The 18,528-nt window shown below is 67.9% G+C and carries 16 protein-coding genes and 2 pseudogenes; 5 read left to right on the top strand and 13 right to left on the bottom strand.

The window, feature by feature from the left end; genetic code table 11:
* Positions 1-388 (top strand): annotated as a pseudogene (locus tag SNA_RS00130) (MFS transporter); the annotation flags it as partial.
* Between the two features lie 523 nt (positions 389-911).
* On the opposite strand, the gene SNA_RS00125 reads toward SNA_RS00130, so the two are convergent.
* The gene (locus SNA_RS00125) at positions 912-2,138 is read right to left on the bottom strand and encodes an MFS transporter (protein ID WP_030065418.1); all 1,227 of its coding nucleotides are present in this window, start codon (positions 2,136-2,138) and stop codon (positions 912-914) included.
* A gap of 105 nt (positions 2,139-2,243) precedes the next feature.
* Here SNA_RS00125 and SNA_RS00120 point away from each other — a divergent pair, with 105 nt between their 5' ends.
* The gene (locus SNA_RS00120) at positions 2,244-2,825 is read left to right on the top strand and encodes an ArsR/SmtB family transcription factor (RefSeq protein ID WP_052808853.1); all 582 of its coding nucleotides are present in this window, start codon (positions 2,244-2,246) and stop codon (positions 2,823-2,825) included.
* Positions 2,826-3,175: 350 nt separating this feature from the next.
* Here the strand turns inward: SNA_RS00120 and SNA_RS00115 are convergent, their stop codons facing one another.
* The 5 genes from SNA_RS00115 to SNA_RS00095 are packed head-to-tail and all read right to left on the bottom strand — an operon-like array spanning position 3,176 to position 7,925.
* On the bottom strand, positions 3,176-4,093 hold the full coding sequence (locus SNA_RS00115) for an alpha/beta hydrolase (RefSeq protein WP_044362396.1): 918 nt from the start codon (positions 4,091-4,093) through the stop codon (positions 3,176-3,178).
* Positions 4,094-4,128: 35 nt separating this feature from the next.
* The gene (locus tag SNA_RS00110) at positions 4,129-4,551 is read right to left on the bottom strand and encodes a hypothetical protein (protein WP_030065421.1); all 423 of its coding nucleotides are present in this window, start codon (positions 4,549-4,551) and stop codon (positions 4,129-4,131) included.
* Entirely contained in the window at positions 4,548-5,162 is a 615-nt protein-coding gene (locus SNA_RS00105; RefSeq protein WP_030065422.1) for a hypothetical protein, read from the bottom strand. Before SNA_RS00105 ends, SNA_RS00110 begins: the two co-directional genes overlap by 4 nt.
* The gene (locus tag SNA_RS43545; protein ID WP_052808852.1) at positions 5,155-5,733 is read right to left on the bottom strand and encodes a hypothetical protein; all 579 of its coding nucleotides are present in this window, start codon (positions 5,731-5,733) and stop codon (positions 5,155-5,157) included. Before SNA_RS43545 ends, SNA_RS00105 begins: the two co-directional genes overlap by 8 nt.
* Positions 5,730-7,925, bottom strand: coding sequence for a site-specific integrase (locus tag SNA_RS00095; protein ID WP_241779499.1), 2,196 nt, complete (start codon positions 7,923-7,925; stop codon positions 5,730-5,732). The genes SNA_RS43545 and SNA_RS00095 overlap by 4 nt, the downstream gene beginning before the upstream one ends.
* Positions 7,926-8,222: 297 nt before the next feature.
* Here SNA_RS00095 and SNA_RS00090 point away from each other — a divergent pair, with 297 nt between their 5' ends.
* Entirely contained in the window at positions 8,223-11,432 is a 3,210-nt protein-coding gene (locus SNA_RS00090) for a Tn3 family transposase (protein WP_044362394.1), read from the top strand.
* 306 nt (positions 11,433-11,738) lie between these two features.
* On the opposite strand, the gene SNA_RS00085 is transcribed toward SNA_RS00090, so the two are convergent.
* Positions 11,739-12,335, bottom strand: coding sequence for an NADPH-dependent F420 reductase (locus tag SNA_RS00085; RefSeq protein WP_030065427.1), 597 nt, complete (start codon positions 12,333-12,335; stop codon positions 11,739-11,741).
* A gap of 41 nt (positions 12,336-12,376) precedes the next feature.
* The gene (locus SNA_RS00080) at positions 12,377-13,189 is read right to left on the bottom strand and encodes a 3'(2'),5'-bisphosphate nucleotidase CysQ (protein WP_030065428.1); all 813 of its coding nucleotides are present in this window, start codon (positions 13,187-13,189) and stop codon (positions 12,377-12,379) included.
* A gap of 138 nt (positions 13,190-13,327) precedes the next feature.
* Between SNA_RS00080 and SNA_RS00075 the strand changes: the two genes are divergently transcribed.
* Together SNA_RS00075 and SNA_RS00070 are read left to right on the top strand one after the other, a co-directional pair.
* Complete coding sequence (locus tag SNA_RS00075) at positions 13,328-14,233, top strand: LysR family transcriptional regulator (protein ID WP_030065429.1); 906 nt, start codon at positions 13,328-13,330, stop codon at positions 14,231-14,233.
* A 458-nt stretch (positions 14,234-14,691) separates the two neighbouring features.
* A complete protein-coding gene (locus tag SNA_RS00070; RefSeq protein WP_044362391.1) occupies positions 14,692-15,600 on the top strand; it encodes a recombinase family protein in 909 nt (302 codons plus the stop codon).
* Here SNA_RS00070 and SNA_RS44610 read toward each other — a convergent pair.
* The 5 genes and pseudogenes from SNA_RS44610 to SNA_RS39015 all read right to left on the bottom strand — a co-directional run.
* Positions 15,590-15,712: a hypothetical protein gene (locus SNA_RS44610; protein ID WP_275041974.1), complete on the bottom strand. Its 123-nt coding sequence runs from the start codon at positions 15,710-15,712 to the stop codon at positions 15,590-15,592. The two genes, SNA_RS00070 and SNA_RS44610, sit on opposite strands and share 11 nt — an antisense overlap.
* The gene (locus SNA_RS00065; RefSeq protein ID WP_037789281.1) at positions 15,709-16,056 is read right to left on the bottom strand and encodes a helix-turn-helix domain-containing protein; all 348 of its coding nucleotides are present in this window, start codon (positions 16,054-16,056) and stop codon (positions 15,709-15,711) included. Before SNA_RS00065 ends, SNA_RS44610 begins: the two co-directional genes overlap by 4 nt.
* Before the next feature lie 14 nt (positions 16,057-16,070).
* Positions 16,071-17,159 (bottom strand): tyrosine-type recombinase/integrase, encoded by a 1,089-nt coding sequence (locus tag SNA_RS00060; protein WP_241779498.1) that lies wholly within the window; start codon positions 17,157-17,159, stop codon positions 16,071-16,073.
* Positions 17,160-17,227: 68 nt separating this feature from the next.
* Positions 17,228-18,250, bottom strand: a complete 1,023-nt coding sequence (locus SNA_RS00055; protein ID WP_241779497.1) for a hypothetical protein — start codon at positions 18,248-18,250, stop codon at positions 17,228-17,230.
* Positions 18,219-18,485: pseudogene (locus tag SNA_RS39015) on the bottom strand (hypothetical protein); the annotation flags it as partial. The pseudogene SNA_RS39015 and the gene SNA_RS00055, both read right to left, overlap by 32 nt.
* Positions 18,486-18,528 lie beyond the last annotated feature (43 nt).

The following is an 18,528-nucleotide window of genomic DNA, read 5'->3' as shown; positions in this document are numbered from 1 at the left end:
CGCCCTCGGCTCGATGGCCGCCTACGGGCTCCAGGTCAGCAGCCGACAGGCCAACCTGACCCTCCTCGCGATGACCGTCCCGGTCGTACTGATCGGCTTCGGCCTCGGCATGGTCGGCGGACCGCTCGCCGACCTGTCGCTCGCCCGCGTCCTGCACGAGAGTGCCGGTTCCGCCTCGGGCCTGTTCAACACCGCCATGCATCTGGGCATCGCCCTCGGCACCGCGCTGACCGCCCTGGTGTTCTTCGCCACCACCGGCGGCTCATCCGAAGGCGCGATCAACCGCGAGGCGTTCACCGGCGTCCTCTGGTGGGTCGGCGGCACCCTCACGCTGATGTGGGTCCTGATGTTCTGCCTGCCCAAGCACACGAAGAACCGGGCCGGGTAAGCCAGTTCCCCAAGGCGGCGGCACCGCCCCAGTGCCGCCGCCTCTCCCTGCACACCTCACAGAGCCACGAGGGCTGAAATCTCATGTCGAGGTTCAACAACGAGACCTTGTGACACCTACGAGCGCTGGAGAGGAAGAGCGAACGAGCCGAACCGCCGCCCGTCGAAAACGACAGGTAGGACTTCACAACCTCGACGCACGCTCTGAAGGCACACTCTTCGTTTCGCTGGTCACCCCCACCCAGCGGCGCAGCCTTCGGCTGCACCAGACATCAGCCTTCCGGAAACGTCCTCCGGGCCCAGTACCTGCGCATCCGACCGCAAATCGACCTCCATGTGCGCCACGACGTCGCTCTGAACGCAACGGCGCCCCGTTCACCGAACGTCGTGGTCTGCTGGACGAGCGCTTGTTCTGGTTCGGTCACCTGGCTTCTGCGCCCGTGACGAGGAAGCCGCGCAGTACGCCATGGCCACCGACCCCTACAGCTCAGGGCTGATGCGTTCTCAGATGGCGAGATGAAGGGTCACCGGGTTCGGTGGACGGGGGTGGGACCGCGCCGACGTGAGGCACGAGCGGTGACCGCCAGCAGCAGGGGTGTTGCCAGGCCAAGCGCGCTTGCCACGACGAGCTGCACCCGGTAGTCGAGGGCCGCGACCATGACCGTGCCCGCAAGGAGGGCGAGACCTGTTGGGGCGAAGACCAGGGTGTTTGCGGTGGCCGCAACCCGGCCGAGAAGTTCGTCCGGCGTTTCCTTCTGGACCATCGTCAGCGCGCTGATGAGCGGCCAGGGCAGGCCCAGACCGACGAGCAGGCTGCCGCCCAGCACGACGGGGACGAGACCAGTGAGTCGGGCCAGGGCCCCGAGAGCGAAGAGGGTGAGCCCGATGACCGACAGGGCACGTGCCGGAATGCGGCGCAGCAGCGCGCCGGCTGCCAGACCGCTGACCACTGATCCGAGCCCCTGGACGGAGTTGAGGACACCGGCGAATGCCGCGGGCTGATGCAGCCCGATGTCGAGGAGCGCGTACGTGGCCGCGCTGCTGAGGCTCGATGCCGCCATGGCACAGCCGCCCGCGACCACCAGGGAGCGCAGCGTCGGGTGCCCCCACAGGTAGCGGATCCCTTCCGCGGTCTCTGCGGTCCAGCTCTGCTGTGGCCGGTGCACGGGCTTGGGTTCACGCACGCGGATCAGGCTGAATGCGGCCGCGCCCAGGAGGAAGGACAGCGCGTCCAGCAGAGCGACGGTGGGTCCGCCGAGAACGGTGAAAAGGCCCGCACCGACAAGGGGGCCGAGCAGTTTGTTGCTCTCGATCGCGGTCCGGACCAGGCCGTTGAAGTCCCCGCGCATTTCGCCGGGAACGGCTGATGCGATCAACGCCGTCTCGGCGGCGTCCATGAGCACCGATCCCGCACCCACCATGGTCAGCACGGCGAAGAGCAACCAGACGTCCTGCGAAGAACGCACGGCGAACGGTGCCGTCATGACTACGGCCAGGGCCAAGCTCGTGGCGACCAAGAGGGTGCGGCGGCGCATTCGGTCGGCCAGAGTGCCGATGAACGGTCCGGCCAAGGCGGGTGCCCAGGAGCAGAAGCCCACCAAGGCGGCGAGGCTGTTGGAATCGGTCAGCTCCTTCACCCAGACCCCGGCGGCCAGAAGCATGGCCGAATCCCCGAAACCGGAGATGATCACTCCCGTCATGTAGAGACGGGCATTGCGATCCCGCAGCACCGTGAACAGGCTCACGGACATAACCCGCCCCCTTCATCACGCCGTTGCCGGGCTTCCGCACCCTACCCCCAACAATTTCGTTGGTAGTAGGTGTCGGCCATGGTGGCATGCGCTTTACTTGGTGGCGTGACCGCCGCAGACCCCGTCCTCAGAGCGCTTGCCCATCCCGTGCGGCTGCGGATGCTCACGCTCATGTGGCCCCAACCGATGTCCGCTGCCGAACTCTCCCGTGAGCTGGGCATCTCCCATGCCCTGGCCAGCCGGCACCTTCGGAGCCTGGACGCCGTCGGCTTGGTCGAACTGGCCGAGGAGCGCACCCGCCGTGGAGGCCGTGAACGCCGATATCGCACCGTCCACGGATCACCTCTGTCCGACCAGAACGACGGGGCGCAGTTGCTGGGAGCGGCCTTGGCCCACACGCTCCAGGAGCGCGCCGCGCGCCGGCACCCAGAAGGCAGGGGGGTGACGGTCGATGCGGAATTGTGGATGGAGCCGGAAGTATGGGACCAGGCGCGGCAGAAGCTCGCCGACATGGCGGCGGAACTCCACGACGCCGCCCGCCCGCCGCGCTCGCCCGGGACGATGCCCGTGGGCGTGACCCTGATGGCCTTCCCCATGCGGGAGGCGCCGGGCGCTCGCACCCATGGGGAGAGGCCACAGCCCACAACCCCCGCCAAAGGTCCTGTTCATGAATCGACCGATACATGAACAAGATCGGTAACACCGTGATCCGGGCCCACCGAGGCTCGGATCGTGCGCGAGAAACGGTGTCAAAAAGTCGCGGTGCTCAACAAGTGGAGGGGCGCCGATTTCTGTACACTCCGGGGCCATGCAGCCGCCCTGCGACGCCGACACTGAGGACCTTCTCGTTCCAGTCCCGGCCGTACGGACCGGTGCCCTCGTCGGGTACGGGCGATAGCCGGGCATGAGACGTGTCCGGTCGATCCATGTCGACTGCGCGCCTGACGGTTTGCCGCCCACGTCGGCGGGAGTGCGCGAGGCCGTGTCTCACGTAATCGCCCTCTAGGACTGGGATCCTTCGAGGATCGCGGTCAGTTCTACGATTGGGTAATCCGGTCGCGCAGCCAGGACTCGACGCCGCTGAGCGCCGTCCTGGCCATTGCCGTGGGGTGGCCCGTGAAGCCGTGGGGTGAGTCGGGGTAGACCCGGAGCTCGACGTCATTGCCAGCCGCTGACAACCGACCTGCCAGCGCCAGGTTGTCTTCCAGCAACACGTCTCCGCTTCCGACGATTAGCAGCGTTGGGGGAAGCCCGCGAAGAACGCCGTAGATGGGAGAGATGTCGGGAACAGTGCGGTCTTCCACATGGCCGACGTACGCCTGGATGAAGTATTCGTCCGTGATGCGGCGACCGGCCGGGGTTCGTGCGCTCAAGTCGTAGGTGCCGAATTGGAGTGCAGCGCCTGTGAATCGGCCAACGGCACCTTTGTCTCTCAGCCGGAGCAGGGTCGCCAGGGCGAGTGTGGCTCCTGCGGAGCTCCCGCCGATCGCAAGTCGGGACGTTCCGAAGCGGGCATCGGCTTCTTCGACGAGCCAGAGCGCCGCCGCTTCACAGTCGTCGGGTGCCGCCGGCCAGGGGTGCTCAGGGGCCAGCCGGTAGTCGACGCTGACAACGGCGAGGTGCAGGGCGTCTGCGAGCTCGCGGTTGCGTTTGTCTCCTCGCGCTGCGGAGTCCATGTAGAAGCCGCCGCCGTGTATGTCCAGGTAGACGCCCCGCGGCGGACCGTCGATAGGAGTGAAGATCCTGACAGGGACGCGCGTTTCCACGGCTTCGATCGTCTCTTCGATGGCAGGCGGATCGGTGGCACGAGGAGCGGACCTCTTCGCTCGTGCCTCCTTGAGCTCCTCCAGTGTGCTGGGGCCACGGCCTGCCGCCCTCGACCTGTAAAAGTCACGAGCTTCATCGACCTGCTCCGCGGGCACGTCAGCGAACAGTGCGTCCAGCGCGAATCGCACGCGCCCTCCTCATCACTCGGGTCTCAAACTCCACGCTATCGAGGGAGTGTGCGGACTGACGCCGCCGGGGTGGCGTCGAGCTGTCGTCGAAGTGTGATCTCGTCGTGCTGGGCTGCGAGGCGGGACAGGGCCGTGGCCTGGAACTCCTTCAGAGCGTCTAGTTCAGTGTTTTTCCTGCTCAGGCGCTCGCGCAGAGTGGCAACCTCGGCTTTGAGACGTTCGATCTGTGCCAGGCGTGGGTCGGGCTGCTGTCCGGCTGCCTGGGCGGCTTGGCGCTGACGGTCGAACTCGGCCTTGAGGTGTGGGTAGGTGCGGTAGAGCGTCGCTCGCGGTACTCCTGCGAGGGTGCACAAGCTCTTGACGTCGCACTTCAGCCCGTCGGGAATGGGGCCAGTGAGGAGTTGCCGCATCGCGTTCCGAATCCTGGCATCGGGTTCCGCTTGGGGGCTGTGCATCATGAGCGCGGCTCCTCGTCAGGGCTGCCGGCACCGTCGATATCGGCGATGATGCGAGTGGCACGGTCGAACGCGGCCCGGGCTCGGGCCCGTTCGGGTTTGGAGAGTCTGGGGTTGCCGAGGAAGACGGCCTGGGTGTTGTCGGCGTGGTCGGCCCAGATCTTCCGGTGCTGAGGGTGGTGGGTGGCCTGCGGGCAGCGGGCCGAGTCGCACAACCCCATCAGCGGCTCGTCGGCGTCCGGGGTGCCGGCGAGTTTCAGGCACAAAGCCTTGCCCGGATCGGAGAACCAGCAGTAGTTGCCGACACCGAGGTGCAGAGTCTTCGCCTTCACTTTGAGGACACGCTCGACGCGCCGGTCGTCGATGACGGTGACCGGCCCGGCGTCGTGCCGCTCCAGGGCCTGGTCGACGGTCTTGAAGGCGCCGATGAGGTCGCGGGCGCCTTGCCCGCTGGGCAGGATGCCGCGCTGGTAGTCCTCATAGGCGGCGACGGTCAGCCGCAGATGTTCGGCTTCTTCCTCGGCGGCGACTTCGGCGGCGAAGGCGGCCTGGTGTCCGCCGGGGCGGGCTAATGGTGGAGTCGGGTATTGGAAGTCTCGGAATACCTCAGCCATTACGGACCCATGCCGTGAAGGCGTCGGCGAGTCCGGGCGGGTTGGCGGCCTCGGTTCGGCGGGCGATACCGTCGTAGTACTCGAGCTCGTGAAGGACCACGGGCACTGGCTTGCCGATCGCGCCTTCAAAGACGCCGGCGCCGTGAAGGTGGCGAGCGAGCTTGACGCATGCCTGATTGAAGTTGCCCTCGATCCGTGCGGCGATCGGCCCGATGGTCGTCATCCAGTCTTCGGGGTCGGTGGGCTCGTCGTACCAGAGTCCGAGTTCGGTGATCCACTGGTGGCGAGCTGCGGCTCCGTCGGGGTCTCGGGTGAGGTCGCCGATGACCGTGAGCTCGTTCTGGAGCCAGAAGGCGTAGTTCCAGCGGGCTTCCGCCTCGTCGGAGGCGTCCGCAATGCTGCGTCGGAACTGAGCTTCGGTGTTGTATCCGATGGTCAGGGTCGGCTGTCGTGGGTCGTCTCTCTCGTTGTCGATGAAGAACGAGACAACGTAGATGTCCTCTGCCTCGGCAGCCGTGATCGAGCTGATTGCTCGCGTGGCGAGGGTTCGGAGATGGTCCTGGAAGGTCACGGGGCTGGAGCCTTTCGAGCGCGGTTGCTGACGTCGGCGGCGTAGGCGGCCCAGTCGCCGCCGGATGCTTTCTGCCACTGGACGGCGACTTGGATGTGGACGCCGAGCATCCGGGCGAGGATCGCGGCGGGGAGTTCCGCTGCGAGGGCGAACAGGGCCGTTGATCGGTCCTGTTGGGGGCGAATGCCGATCTTGTGGAGCCGCAGGCCGATCTGGCTGTCGCTGAGCGGACGACCTGGCTGACCTCCGGGAAAGAGCCAGGGGCCATCATCTGGGGTGCCGATCTTGGCCTTGCCTCGTCGGTTCGCGAGGAGTTCGCGGACCAGGGTGGCCAGCGGCATGGGGAGGACGACCGGCGAGGTCCCGAAGGTGATCGCGACGGTCTCGCCGGTGATATTGACGTCGTCGACGGTGAGCTGGCTGATGGTGGAGATCTTCTGTGCGTAGAGGATCAGCAGCAGTCCGGCGATGCGGTCCGCGGTGGGCAGGGTGTCGTCGTTGAGGAGGCGTCGTGCGTCGGCCCAGCGTTTCTCGCTGTCGATGGTGCCCTGCGGGCCCGTCCAGCGGACGGTGCCGAAAGTGAGGCCATGGGCATGGCGGTGCTGTACGGACCAGCGGACGAAGTGGCCGGTCTCTTCACGGTAGGTGAAGGCGGGATCGGTCATCCAACGTTCCAGGTCGACTTGCGTGCACGTGCCCAGGGCGAGTCCCTGAGCGGCGAGCCAGGTGAGGAAGTTGTCGGCGGCGGTGACGTGGCAGCGAACGTTGAGGTCCTGGAGCTGGGTGGTGTGCTGGTCGCCGATGCGCCGGCGGAGTCGGCGCAGGTGGTGCCAGACCGCGTAGCCGTGCAGGATCCGGCGTGCGGTGAGGTCCGTGCGGGCCTGGACCGTTTCGGTGATCCATTTCTCCAGGGCGACGAGCCGTTCGTCACGAGGCGTAAGGGCGCCCGTGGCGACGAGGACGCTGCGAAGGTGCGCGAGCACCTTGCCCGAAGGAAGGTCGTCGAGGATGTCGTCGGTGACGCGGCGTTCGTCGCGGCCGATGCGTTCGAGCAGGTCCTGGACCTTCGGCCGGGAGATCCAGGCCAGAGCGACATCGGGGCGCTCGGCACTCGTCAATGCCTCGTGGAACGGCACAAGTTCAGGGGCGATGGTGCCGGTGTCGTTGCCGAGTAGACCGCGGATCCTCTGGTCGAGGACGCATCGCTGGCAGGTTCGAGGGCTGAGCTGCCAGGTGGTCTGGCAGACCGGGCAGCGTCCCCAGAAGTCGGGGTCGGGGTTGGTGCACTTCGCGCACAACGGTTCCTCGAAGCTGCCGCCGCGGGCTTGGGCGACGGTGCCGCAGCCGTTGCAGGTCACCCATCGCTGCTGGCAGCGTTCGCACCAGGGCTGTCCGGTGGCCCGGGACACCTCGCAAGGGGCGGTGCGGCCGCAATGCCCGCACTCTTGGATCTCCTTCGGCCTGCAGCTGGGGCAGCGGACACCGTCGGCGAGCCGGACCGCGACCGGCCGACGGCGACCGCAGCAGACGCAGACTTCTAGATTGACCGGGTCACGGATCAGACAGTTGGGACACAGCGGCTGACCGGCGGCATCCCGGGTGGCGGGTTCACGGACGGCGCCGCAGCGTGCGCAGGGGACGGCCGCATGCTTGGCGAAACAGGCCCGGCAGATCCGCTGGCCGTCCAGGAGCTTCGACAGCGCCTTCACCCCGTGGCAGCGCGGGCAGGCCGGGTTGACGACTGTGGTGGCGCCGCCGGCGACGAGTTCGCTGATGAACCGCAGCACCGCCGGAGTGGGAGCTTCGTGCCCGGCGCTGGTCAGCAGCTCGGGACGCTCGATCACGGCCCAGGCCAGTCGGTTCTGCCCGGCGGGCCGTTTCGTGGCGCGTTCGAGAGCGGTCCGGACGGTGTCCGCATCGAGCGCAGGGTCGAGGCCGGTGATCAGCTGGGTGAGTTCCTTGACGGGATCGCCGTCGGTGTCGGGGCATTTGGCGCATCGGGGCTGGCCATGGCGGTCGCGTCTGACGACTCGCCGCTGCTGATGGCAGCCCGCGCAGACGGCGGGCTTGTCGAAGCAGGGTGAGCATCCCCAGCGTCCGCCCGAGCGGCTGCCGACGTAGGGGCGGGGGCGACCGCATTCGCCGCAGTGGGGCAGGGCAGTGTCCCGAGCACCTGCTTCACGGAGGGCCATCAGCAGCTTGGCGACGCGGAACGGTGCGGGTGGCTTGCCGGTCCGCAGCAGCGAGGGGTTGTCGTGGAGCGCCTGGGCGAGGTTGCGGCGGCCGGCCCGTAAGCGTACGAGGTTGCAGACGATGTCACGGACGTGGTCGGCGTCCAGGTGTTTCTCGACGTTACTGGGGTGTGACCCAGATACGCCAGAAACCCGCCACGGGATGATCTTGGAACGTTGAGCACTTTCGCCCCGTCACCCGTTCGGCCCAGCGTCGTTGGTGGTGACGTCGGGTTTCGTCTTGGGGCGGAGTGGGTTGTGACCTCGATCGAGAGGACCGCGTATCCGCGGTTCAAGCGGCTGATCACCGCGCATGAGCTGCATCTCTTCTTTGCCCCGAGCCGTGACGAGGTCGAGTGGGCTGCCGGTCGAAGCGACAGCGACGAGCACCTACTGGCCCAGCTGCTGGCGCTGAAGTCGTACCAGCGCATGGGGTGTTTCCCGAAGCTGGACGAGATCCCGGACGCGGTCGTCGACTTTGTCCGCCGCGCGGTCGACCTGCCGGAGGGCACGGTGCCGAGGGCGGCGAACCGTACGGCGGAGCGGCAGCGGACCGCAGTGCGGCAGCGGACGGGCCTGTCGTACGACAAGGCGAAGGCCCGAAAGATCGCAGAGGCGGTGATGCGGAGCGAGGCCGTGTCGAAGAACCGCCCGGCGGACCTGATCAACATTGCGCTGGAGAAGGTCGTCGAGGCCGGTCTTGAGCTGCCGGGCTTCACGACCCTGGACGCCCTCGCGGCGAAGATCCGCACCGAGGTGAACGCTTCGATCTGCATGGGCATCTACGACCGGCTCAGCGAGGCCCACCACGAGCGGCTGCTGGCCCTGCTGTCCGACAAGGACGAGTCGGGCACCACGAAGTACAACAAGCTCAAGCAGTCGGCGAAGGCCCCGACGTGGTCCCACTTCCGTGCCCAGGCCGAGCACCTGGGATGGGTGGACGAGCTGGGCGAGACCGGGGTGTGGCTGGAAGGCGTCGCCACAGGAAAGATCACGGACTTCGCCGGGGAAGCGGACACCGCGGACGCGCCGGCGCTGCGGGACTACAACCTGGTGAAGCGGCTCGCGCTCATGGTGTGCCTGGTCCACAAGGCACGAATGCGGGCCCGCGATGACCTGACGACGATGTTCTGCAAACGGATCGCGTTGCAGGTCAAGCGGGCCAGGGCGGAGCTGGAGGAGATCCGCGAGCAACAGCAGGCCCTGGTCGAAGCGTTGATCGGGAACTACCGCACGGTGCTCCAGCACATCGACGCCGACAGCCCCGTCCAGGCCGCGCGCGAGAAGGCGGCCGCGATGACCGCCGAGATCCTGACGGCGGTCGGCGAGCTCGACCAGGACGCCGGGCCTGATGCTGTTGCCGCGCGGCTCGGCGACCAGCTCGCACCCACGCTGCACACCCTGGCGAAGGCCCTGCGCGTGCAGGCCGGCGCGCTGGGCGTGCCCGCGGCGGCGGTGGACGACTTCGGCGGGTTCGAGGGCCAGTACGAGAGAATCGAGAAAGTCGCCGCCCACCACGGCAACTACTGGGAGGTGCTGCTGTACGGGCACCTGCTGAAAGACCGCTCCACGATGTACGACCTGACCAGCCGCCTGGAGCTGCGAGCGACCTCCGAGGACAGCCGCGTCCTGGACGCGCTCGCGCACGCCCGCCGCCACAAGAACCTGCGCGACTACATCCCCGAACGCCATGAGGACGGCCGCCCGGTCGACATCTCCTTCGCCACGCTGAACTGGCAGAAGGCCGTACGCGACAAGAACCGGCCCGGCGTCTTCATGCGCAAGCACTTCGAGGCGATGGTCTTCGCCGCGCTCGCCGAGGAACTGCGCACTGGTGACGTGGCGGTGGCCGGCTCGGAGGAGTACGCCGACTGGAGCGAACAGCTGCTGCCCTGGGAGGACGTCGAGGCGAAGCTGGGCGACTACCTGCTGGAGGTCGGCCTCGCCGAGGCGGGCGACGAGACGCCGCACGACGCGGTGACGTTCCGCCGTCAGCTGGAGGACAAGCTCACCGCGGCCGCCGCGTCGGCGGATGCGGGGTACCCGGACAACGAGGGCCTGGTCATCGACCCCGAGACTGGCATCCCCTCGCTCAAGGCCCACCGCTCCGAGGGACAGCGAGCCTCTGCGCGCGAGCTGGAGCAGGAGATCAAGGCTCGGATGCCGGAGCGCTCGCTGCTCGGGATCATCTCGCGTACGGCGTACTGGGTGGAGTGGTGGCGCCGCTTCGGCCCCGCGTCCGGGAACGAGCCGAAGCTGAAGGACCCCTTCGGCCGGTACGTCATCACCACCTTCGTGAAGGGCACCAACATGGGCCCCTACGAGGCCGCCCGGCACATCCCGGGCGTGAGCGGGCACGAGCTGTCGCTGGCCGCGAACCGGCACTTCTCCATCCCGACCTTGAACGAGGCGATCGCCGACCTGGTCAACGCGCATGCCCGCCTGGACATCTTGCAGGCGTGGGGCGACGGGTCCGCGGTCGCCGCGGACGGCACCCACATGGACACCTACCTCAACAACCTGCTGTCCGAGACCTCGGTGCGGTACGGGAAGCCGGGCGGGATCGCCTACCACCACATCTCCGACACCTACATCGCGCTGTTCACTCACTTCATCCCGTGCGGCGTGTGGGAGGCCGTCTACATCATCGAGGGCCTCCTCAAGAACACCTCGGAGTTGAAGCCGACCACCGTGCACGCCGATACGCAGGGCCAGAGCTTCCCTGTCTTTGCGCTCGCCCACCTGCTGGGCTTCGACTTGATGCCCAGGATCCGGAACTGGAAGGAACTGACCTTCTACCGTCCCGCGAAGCAGACGGAGTACGTGCACATCGATGCCCTGTTCGGGGAGAGCGGCCGCAACGTCATCGACTTCGACCTGATCGAGTCCCAGTTCCGGCACCTGATGCGGGTGGCGATCTCGGTGCGCGAGGGCGCCATCTCCTCCACGCTGCTGCTGCGTCGCCTGCGTGCGGGCTCACGCAAGAACGCCACCTACACCGCCTTCCGCGAGGTCGGCCGTGTGATCCGCACCGTGCAGCTGCTGCGCTACCTCTCCGATGCCCCGCTGCGCCGGCGGGTGACCGCCGCGACGAACAAGGTCGAGGCGTTCAACGGCTTCTCCCAGTGGATCGGCTTCGGCAACGGTGGCGTCATCACCGACAACGACCCCGTCGAGCAGGAGAAGACCGCGAAGTTCAACGCGCTGTTGACCAACGCGGTGATCTTCCATAACGCCCTGGACATCGCCGAGATCGTCCGCCAGCTCCAGGAGGAGGGCCGCGTCATCGACCCCGAGGACCTCGCCCACATTTCGCCCTACCTGACCGAGCACATCCGCCGCTTCGGCGAGTACTCCACCCACGAACTCGGCCTGCAGCCCGAGGCGTACGACCCGCACCTGGACGTCGACTTCAGCCCGCTGCGCGGCGACGGCCCCGGCGCGGACGGCTACGGCCAGGCAGCCTGACCATCGATGCCAGGTCACTACTTCAGCGGCAGCGTGATGCCGTTCGGCGCCGGCGCCATGCACACGCACGCGCACGTGGATCGGCGAGTGTGAGGCCGGTGTCGGCCGCCGCGGGTATCGGCGGGCAGATTCGCGACCAGTTCCGCAAGCGCGTCCGCCGTGAGATGGGCTGATCCTCGGTGCGAGGCCGACGGCCCCGGGAAGGGTGGCCACGGGGCGCCGTCCGGCGCTGAATCGCCGACCCTGGCTGCGCGGTTGTATCCGTTCTGGATGTGGGCCCGCCGGGGGCGGTGCACTGTGTGCGGGTCAGCGCGCGATCGAGATCGCGAAGGGCGCGAATCCACTGGACCGCATCACGTGCGGTACGAACAGTATCGCTGCCTCCGTGGCGCGGGCGGTCTGGATCCCGCCGAGATCAGTGATCCACTCCTTGCGCCAGCCGAGGTCGACGAGCAGTTCACGGACGGTCTGCTTGGCCTGCGGGTCCTCGCCGGAGAGGAAGGCATCGGGCGCCCGGGTGAGCGTGGCCGGCGCGGTCATCACCGGGAAGAGCATGGTGTTGAGTGTCTTGACGACGCGCGTTTCGGGGAGCGCTTCCTGGAGTTGCTCGGCGAGGCTTGAGCCGGGGTAGATCAGGTCGGCGGGCAGTCCGTCCGGTCCGTCGACGGTGGCGTTGGAGACGTCGACGAGGATCTTGTCGCGCAGTTCCTCGCGCAGGGCGACGAGCGTCTCCAGCGAGCCGGCGCCCGGGGTGGCGTTGATGACGATCCGGGCTGTGCGGGCGGCGTCGGCGGCGGCGCCCGGCGCGCGGTCCGCCACGGTCACCTCATGCCCTGCCCGGATGAGGGCTGTGGCCAGGTTGCCGCCGACGCGGCCGTTTCCGAGAACAGCGATCGTGGTCATGATGATCTGGTCCTTCCGTGCGTGCAGGTTGTGGTGCGCGGTCAGCGTGAGAGCGTGGCGACGGCCGCGGCGTGGACACCGGGCGCGGCGGCCAGGAAGCTCTCGCTCTGCGGGGTCCAGGGGCGGCCCTCGGCGTCGGAGATCTGTCCGCCGGCCTCGGTGACGAGCAGCGCCCCGGGCAGCAGGTCCGCGCGGGCGCCGGCGAACTGCCAGAAGGCGTCGATCCGGCCGGCGGCCACGTTCACCAGGTGCAGGGTCGCGGGCACGGAGGTGCGGACGACGAGTGCGTCGAGCATCGCGCTGATCGAGGAGCCGACGCGCCGCACGACCTTCTCGTCCTCGTCCGGCCGGGCCTGGCTGGTGGCCACGATGCCCAGGCCGAGGTCCTCGGTCCGGGAGACGTGCAGCGGCCGGCCGTCGAGGTGGGCGCCCGCACCGGCGAGCGCGGTGTAGGTCTCGCCGGTCAACGGCAGGTGGACCACGATGAGCACCGGCTGGTTGTCCCGCACGAGAGTGGCGGTCACCGCCCAATCCGGCAGGGCGTGCAGGTGGTTGACGTTGCCTTCGGCCGGATCCACGACCCACCATTCGCCGGACGGCAGCGCCCCGCCGTCCAGCTCGTCCTCCACCCAGCCGGCCTCCGGGCGCAGGCTCGTGAGGCGGGGGCGCAGGATGTCGAGGGCCGTGTCGTCGTTGGCGGCGAGCGCGCGCATCAGCTCCTCGCGGGTCTGGTAGCGGACCACCTCGCCGAAGCGCTCGCGCAGCGCCGCACCGGCCGCGCGTACGGCGCTCGCGGTCTGGTCGAGCAGGTCGGCGTCGGCGGCGTGGTCAGTGGTCTGAAGCGTTGCGGACATGGCGGTACTCCCGTGTGAGAGAGGGGTGTTGAGGCCGGTCGGATCGAGCTGTGCGTTCCGTCTTGCGCTCTGCTCTCGAAGGTATAGAGCCCCGTCATTAACTTCAAATGCATGCTAAGCACGGCTAGGATTACTCACATGCAATTGGATTTGAACCTGCTCACCGCGCTAGACGCGCTCCTTGAGGAGGGGAGTGTGGCCGGGGCCGCCGCGCGCCTGCACGTCACCGCCCCCGCGATGAGCCGGAGTCTGGGCCGAATCCGGCGCACGACCGGGGATCAGATCCTGGTGCGCACCGGTCGCACGATGACCCCGACGCCGTATGCGATCGCCGTCCGGGAACAGGTGCACGAGCTGCTGCACCAGGTCCAGGGGGTGCTGGCACCGAGCCGTGAACTCGATCTGGCAACGCTGGAGCGCACTTTCACCCTCCGCTGGCACGATTCCCTGGTCACCTTGAGCGGCCCCGCACTGCTCGCGGCCGTGCGCGGACAGGCCCCGGGCGTGCGCTTGCGCTTCGTCGCGGAATCGAGCATCGACACCCCCGAGTTGCGGCGCGGCCAGGTCGACCTGGAGGCGAACGCCAACCGCCCGAGCGCACCGGACATCCGTGCCGAGAACGTGGGCGAGACCCGCCTCGTCATCGTCGTACGGCAGGGGCACCCCCTCACCCGCGTCAAGACCGTCACCGCCAAGCGGTACGCCGCCGCTGAGCACGTGACCGTCTCGCGACGTGGAAACCTCAGCAATGCCCTCGACGACGCCCTCGCGCGGCTCGGCCTCACCCGCCGCGTGGTGGCGACCGCGCCCACGGAAGCGGCCGCGTTGGAGTTCGCGCGCGGCTCCGATCTCCTGATCAGCGTCCCCGAAGCCACCACGCGGTCCGCGGTCGCCGACCTCGGCCTGGTCGTGCTCCCCCTCCCGCTCGAATTGCCGTCGGCACCGATATACCTGTCGTGGCATCAGCGCTACGACACCGACCACGCCCACGCCTGGCTGCGCGGGCTGGCGCGAACCGCGCTGGCCACGTGCGGAGCGTCGTAGCCGGCGCCGTCCGGCCGCTTCACTCATATATCCACGCGACCACCACGGCGACCTGCTTGAACGTCAGCGGCGGCCAGACCGACGCCTGCGGCTCAGGATCGCGGATCTGCGGGAGGGCGTCGGCGTGGCCCTCGGAGATCTCGGTGAGCCTGGCCCTGGTCCTAGTCCATCACGTATCTCAGTGCCAACGGCTGTACCGATGCCCCAAGGCCGATTTCATCCAGCAGGGAGAGGGTGGGCAGGCCGCCGGTCAGGCTCAACCTGACACTACCGGTCCACGGTCCCGCCGCAGTCGTCTGTCGGCAAACGATCGAATGACGACAGGTGTGGCGGACGTCCAATGAACCCCGGAATTCCGGGACCTGACGACGGCTCGGATCCAATGAGATCCGATGGACGTTGACGACAGGGTTAGATGACAGCCGAGGGCCGATGCGGCGACAGAAGCGGGGAAGAGCGTGGCCAATCTCGTCTACAAGCGGGTGTCGACCGACAAACAGTCGACCGACCGTCAGAACCTCGTCCTCGCCGAGGCCGGGATCGAGGACCCGGTCGTCTTCGAAGAGGACGCCGGCACCTCCAGCCGCCTCCACCCACTTCAGCGGCCGAAGTTCGCCGAACTGCTCACGTACGCACGGCCGGGCGACACCGTGCACATCTCCGAGATGTTCCGACTCGTACGAGGCACCGGTCACGTGCTCGACGTCCTCGACGTCCTGCACCGCGACCAGGTCGCGCTGCGCATCCACGACGGCGCGTTCTCCGCGATGGACCTCACCGCCCGCCACCCCCGCACCGGAGAACTGCTGTCCACCGTGAAGTTCATGGTGCAGACCCTCGCCGCAGCCGGCGAACTCCAGCGCGACCTCCAACGCGAGCTCACCTACGACGGACTGCGGGCCGCCGAGGCCAAGGGCAACAAGGGCGGACGCCGCCCTGCCGTACCGGTCGACAAGACCGACGACGTACGCACCGCGTACCTGGAAGGCCGGTCCATTGCCGCCCTCGCCCGCGACCACGGCGTCAGCCGCGGCGCCATCCGCACCACCGTCGCCGACCTCCTGCCCGAGTACACGGCCGCCGCCCCGGGCGCCCCGGCTCCGGAGCTGCCGGTCGTCCTCGACATGCCGGGCAAGGTCGCTGACTTCCTCCGCGCCGCCGAACTGGAGCCCGCCGAGCGGGCCGCGCTCGACCAAGGCGTGACCGTACGACGCGGCCAGGGTTACACCCTGCGCATCACCGCCGTGCCCGCGGTCCACAGCCAGCTCCTCAGCCACTGCCAACCCCTCGGCGCCACCACAGCAGTCCCGGCCCAGCGCAAGGCCCGCCGGGAGTACGCGAACCGTGTCAACGCCTTCATCCAGTAGCCAAGATCATCCCGTGGCGGGTTTCTGGCGTATCTGGGTCACACCCCTTACTGACCAGCCGCACGATCATGCCGACCGGATCGGCGAGGACCTCTTCAGAGTTCTCGGTCACCGGTCAACTCCACTAATCCGCGCTCGCCTTGGCCGCAGTCCGCCAACACCTTCGGTGACGGAGGTCCCGCCTGCGGCGGCCTTCTTGGGCTTCTTCGCCGCCGCGGCCGTGGCGATCGGTTCGATGAGGTCGTCCATGGTGCAGTCGAGGATGTCGAGCAGGGCCATGAGGATCTTGAGACTGAGTCGCTCGGGTCGCTCCACGACGAGGCGGTAGACCTGGCTGCTGGACAGCGTGATGCCGCGTTCCTTCAACGGCGCCATGAGATCGGTGGTGGAGAACATCCCGCGGTCCGCCATGATCTTGCGCAGGTGCCAGTGGTAGTCGAGCTTGGCGGCCATCATCGGGTCCTTCCTCGTCAGACGCCGGCGAACGCCGGGGCCAGGGCCTTGCTCAAGGCAGTGTTCATGAAGTCGTCGCTGACGTGCGTGTAGATCGCGGTGGAGCTGTCGCAGTCGTGGCCGACCTGCTGCTGGATGAAGCAGCGGTCGACACCGTCCTCGGTCAGATGGGTGACGTAAGAGTGGCGAATTGAGTGCGGAACTAGGTCTTTTGGGAGTTTCAAGGCATCTCGGTATGCCTCGAAGCGGTCGTTGATGGAGCCGGGCTGCAGCCGCCCTCCGCGTTCAGTGATCCAGAGGGCCGGGTGGTCGGAGAAGCCGAACCGTGGCCGGACGTTCTCGACGTAGTCGGCGACCGCCTCGACGGCCCAGTCCATCACCGACAGCACGTTCCGCCGTCGTGGTGGCTGGCCCTTCTTCGCCTTGCCGTAGCGGACGTTGAGCGTGCCGTACCGGCCGAACTGCGGAGCCTTCGGATTCCGTCCGAAGTCGACGACGTCCAGCTTGGACGTCTCCGTTCGCCGCAGCCCCCACCCGTAGACGACCTTGAAGAGGGTGGCATCACGGTAGGCGGCCAGGGCGCCTTTGCGCTTGGACTTCACGGCACGGTCGACCTGGTCGTCGGCGTAGTCGAGGAACCGCTGCAGTTCTTCGCGGGTGAACGGCCTCGCTTCCGGATCGCCCTCGTAGTCCTGCAGATGAGGCAGGGTGTTCCACTCGTGGGCGATCGCCACCGGGTGGGTTCCGAAGGCTTCCTCGCAGGCAGGCCCCCAACCGTAGCGAGCGTCGATGAGGAACTCGGAGAACAGGCGGATGTCGCCCTGGTAGCTGCGGATTGTGGACGGCGCCAGATGCTTCTCGCCGACCAACGAGGCCGACCACTCGTCCATGTGGGCCGGTGTCCACTGCCACGGGTAGTCGTTCGCGAACTCCAGGAACCGGCGGACCAGCCGTTCCCGCGGGTCGATCGTCTCGTCCTTGAGCCCTCGCGACTTCTGCTGGGCTCGCCAGCCCCGCATCATCGCGTCCTCCGGGCGCAGTTGTACCACCCCGGAGACGAGCTCCGGATGAGCCGCCCCGGCCAAGGCCGCCTTCTGCTGATGCACCCCTCCAGACCATCCCTTCTGGAGGGCAGATCATGCATCAGATGGGATCTCTCCGGCAACATGCCTGCTCAGACGGCTAGTTCGTAGTAGCGTTGGAGTCCATCAGGCCGTCGCCCTGAGCTTGCGACCTGCGGCTTCTCGCCCATCTGATGCAATTCCCGAGGGTCGACATAGCCCTCGGCTGTGGCGACGCTGACATGCTTGAGGTGCAGTTTCACGACCATCAGGCCGTGCGGACGCTGGGCGATGGCCATCGCAAGCGTGCGCCGCAGGGCTCGGGGATTGACCGGGCCGTCGGGGATGGGCTCCAGCCCGAGCCGTTGTCCGTACTCGCCGTTCACCCAGGCACTCAGGGCCGTATAGCGGCGACCGCTGTTGTTGGATGCCTTGGCGAACAACCGCTCACCCGGGGCGGTGTTGGTGAGGGCTTCGGCGATGGCGATGGCCCGGTGCACGTCTACGGTGACCACCCACGCGTCCTCGGTTCCCCCGAACGCCTCGCCCTTGATGCGGCGGGAGACCAAACGGTAGCGGGTGCCGCCACCGGGTCGTTCTTCCTGCTGGCGGCAGCCGCTCGTCAGTTCCGCCAGCTCCGAGGAACGCATCCCGCAAAGCGCTGAGGTGAGGAAGTAGGCAGCCGAGGTGACGACATAGACCGTGGCGTCCAGTTGGTGCCGGGCCATCGGCAGAGTCCAGGGCACCAGGGTGCCGTCATCGGGGCGGGGCACCGGTGCCGCATCGCGGCACCAGGGCTGCTGTAGGCCGCACTCGCTCACCCACCGTTCCAGTTCAGGACGGAGAGTCTCCAGGTCCCTGCGGTGTCCCATGGCCCCCGCGGCCTCGACGACGAGCGGATGCCACGACATGTGCAGGAGCGGGTCATCCGGATCCCATCCGCGCTTCAAGCGCTGGGTGACGGTCGCTTCAGCGGCCCGTGCAGCGGGAAGCCCGGTCTCTCGCCGTCGCTTGATGACCTCGCGCAGGCCAGCGACCTCAGTGATCAGCAGGCTCCGCCGCGAGGCGGCCTCATGCTGGTCGGCGGCGCGGGCCGCGGCTGCCTCGGCCACCAGCAGCGGGCCGATCGTCTCCAACAAGTACAGACAGTTCGCCGGCCAGCACGACGACGAGCCGGGTGCCGGCGTCGGTGACAACTTGGTGATTGGTGGAGTACCGATAGTTCTTCGACTGCTTGGCAACCGCGTGGTCGCGGGTAGTTACCAGGGTTCCGTCCACGATGAGCACGGTGTCTTTGCGGAATCGCCTGCGGGGCAGGAGCGCAAGGAGAGGCCCGAGATGGTTGACGATGCGGTCAGCCGCGGACTTGGCGCAAGTTGCCGAAGGGTTTGAGGGCCTGGCGGAAGCGCCGCGT

Source organism: Streptomyces natalensis ATCC 27448, assembly GCF_000935125.1.
GTDB lineage: Bacteria > Actinomycetota > Actinomycetes > Streptomycetales > Streptomycetaceae > Streptomyces > Streptomyces natalensis.
The sequence above is the reverse complement of the archived record's forward strand: the minus strand, read 5'-3'. Positions and strand labels throughout refer to the sequence as shown.

Coding starts and splice junctions, on each gene's coding strand:
- SNA_RS00125 (WP_030065418.1), bottom strand. CDS start 2,138: ATGTCCGTGAGCCTGTTCACGGTGCTGCGGGATCGCAATGCCCGTCTC.
- SNA_RS00110 (WP_030065421.1), bottom strand. CDS start 4,551: ATGATGCACAGCCCCCAAGCGGAACCCGATGCCAGGATTCGGAACGCG.
- SNA_RS00105 (WP_030065422.1), bottom strand. CDS start 5,162: ATGGCTGAGGTATTCCGAGACTTCCAATACCCGACTCCACCATTAGCC.
- SNA_RS00095 (WP_241779499.1), bottom strand. CDS start 7,925: ATGGCCCTCCGTGAAGCAGGTGCTCGGGACACTGCCCTGCCCCACTGC.
- SNA_RS00085 (WP_030065427.1), bottom strand. CDS start 12,335: ATGACCACGATCGCTGTTCTCGGAAACGGCCGCGTCGGCGGCAACCTG.
- SNA_RS00080 (WP_030065428.1), bottom strand. CDS start 13,189: ATGTCCGCAACGCTTCAGACCACTGACCACGCCGCCGACGCCGACCTG.
- SNA_RS00075 (WP_030065429.1), top strand. CDS start 13,328: ATGCAATTGGATTTGAACCTGCTCACCGCGCTAGACGCGCTCCTTGAG.
- SNA_RS00065 (WP_037789281.1), bottom strand. CDS start 16,056: ATGATGGCCGCCAAGCTCGACTACCACTGGCACCTGCGCAAGATCATG.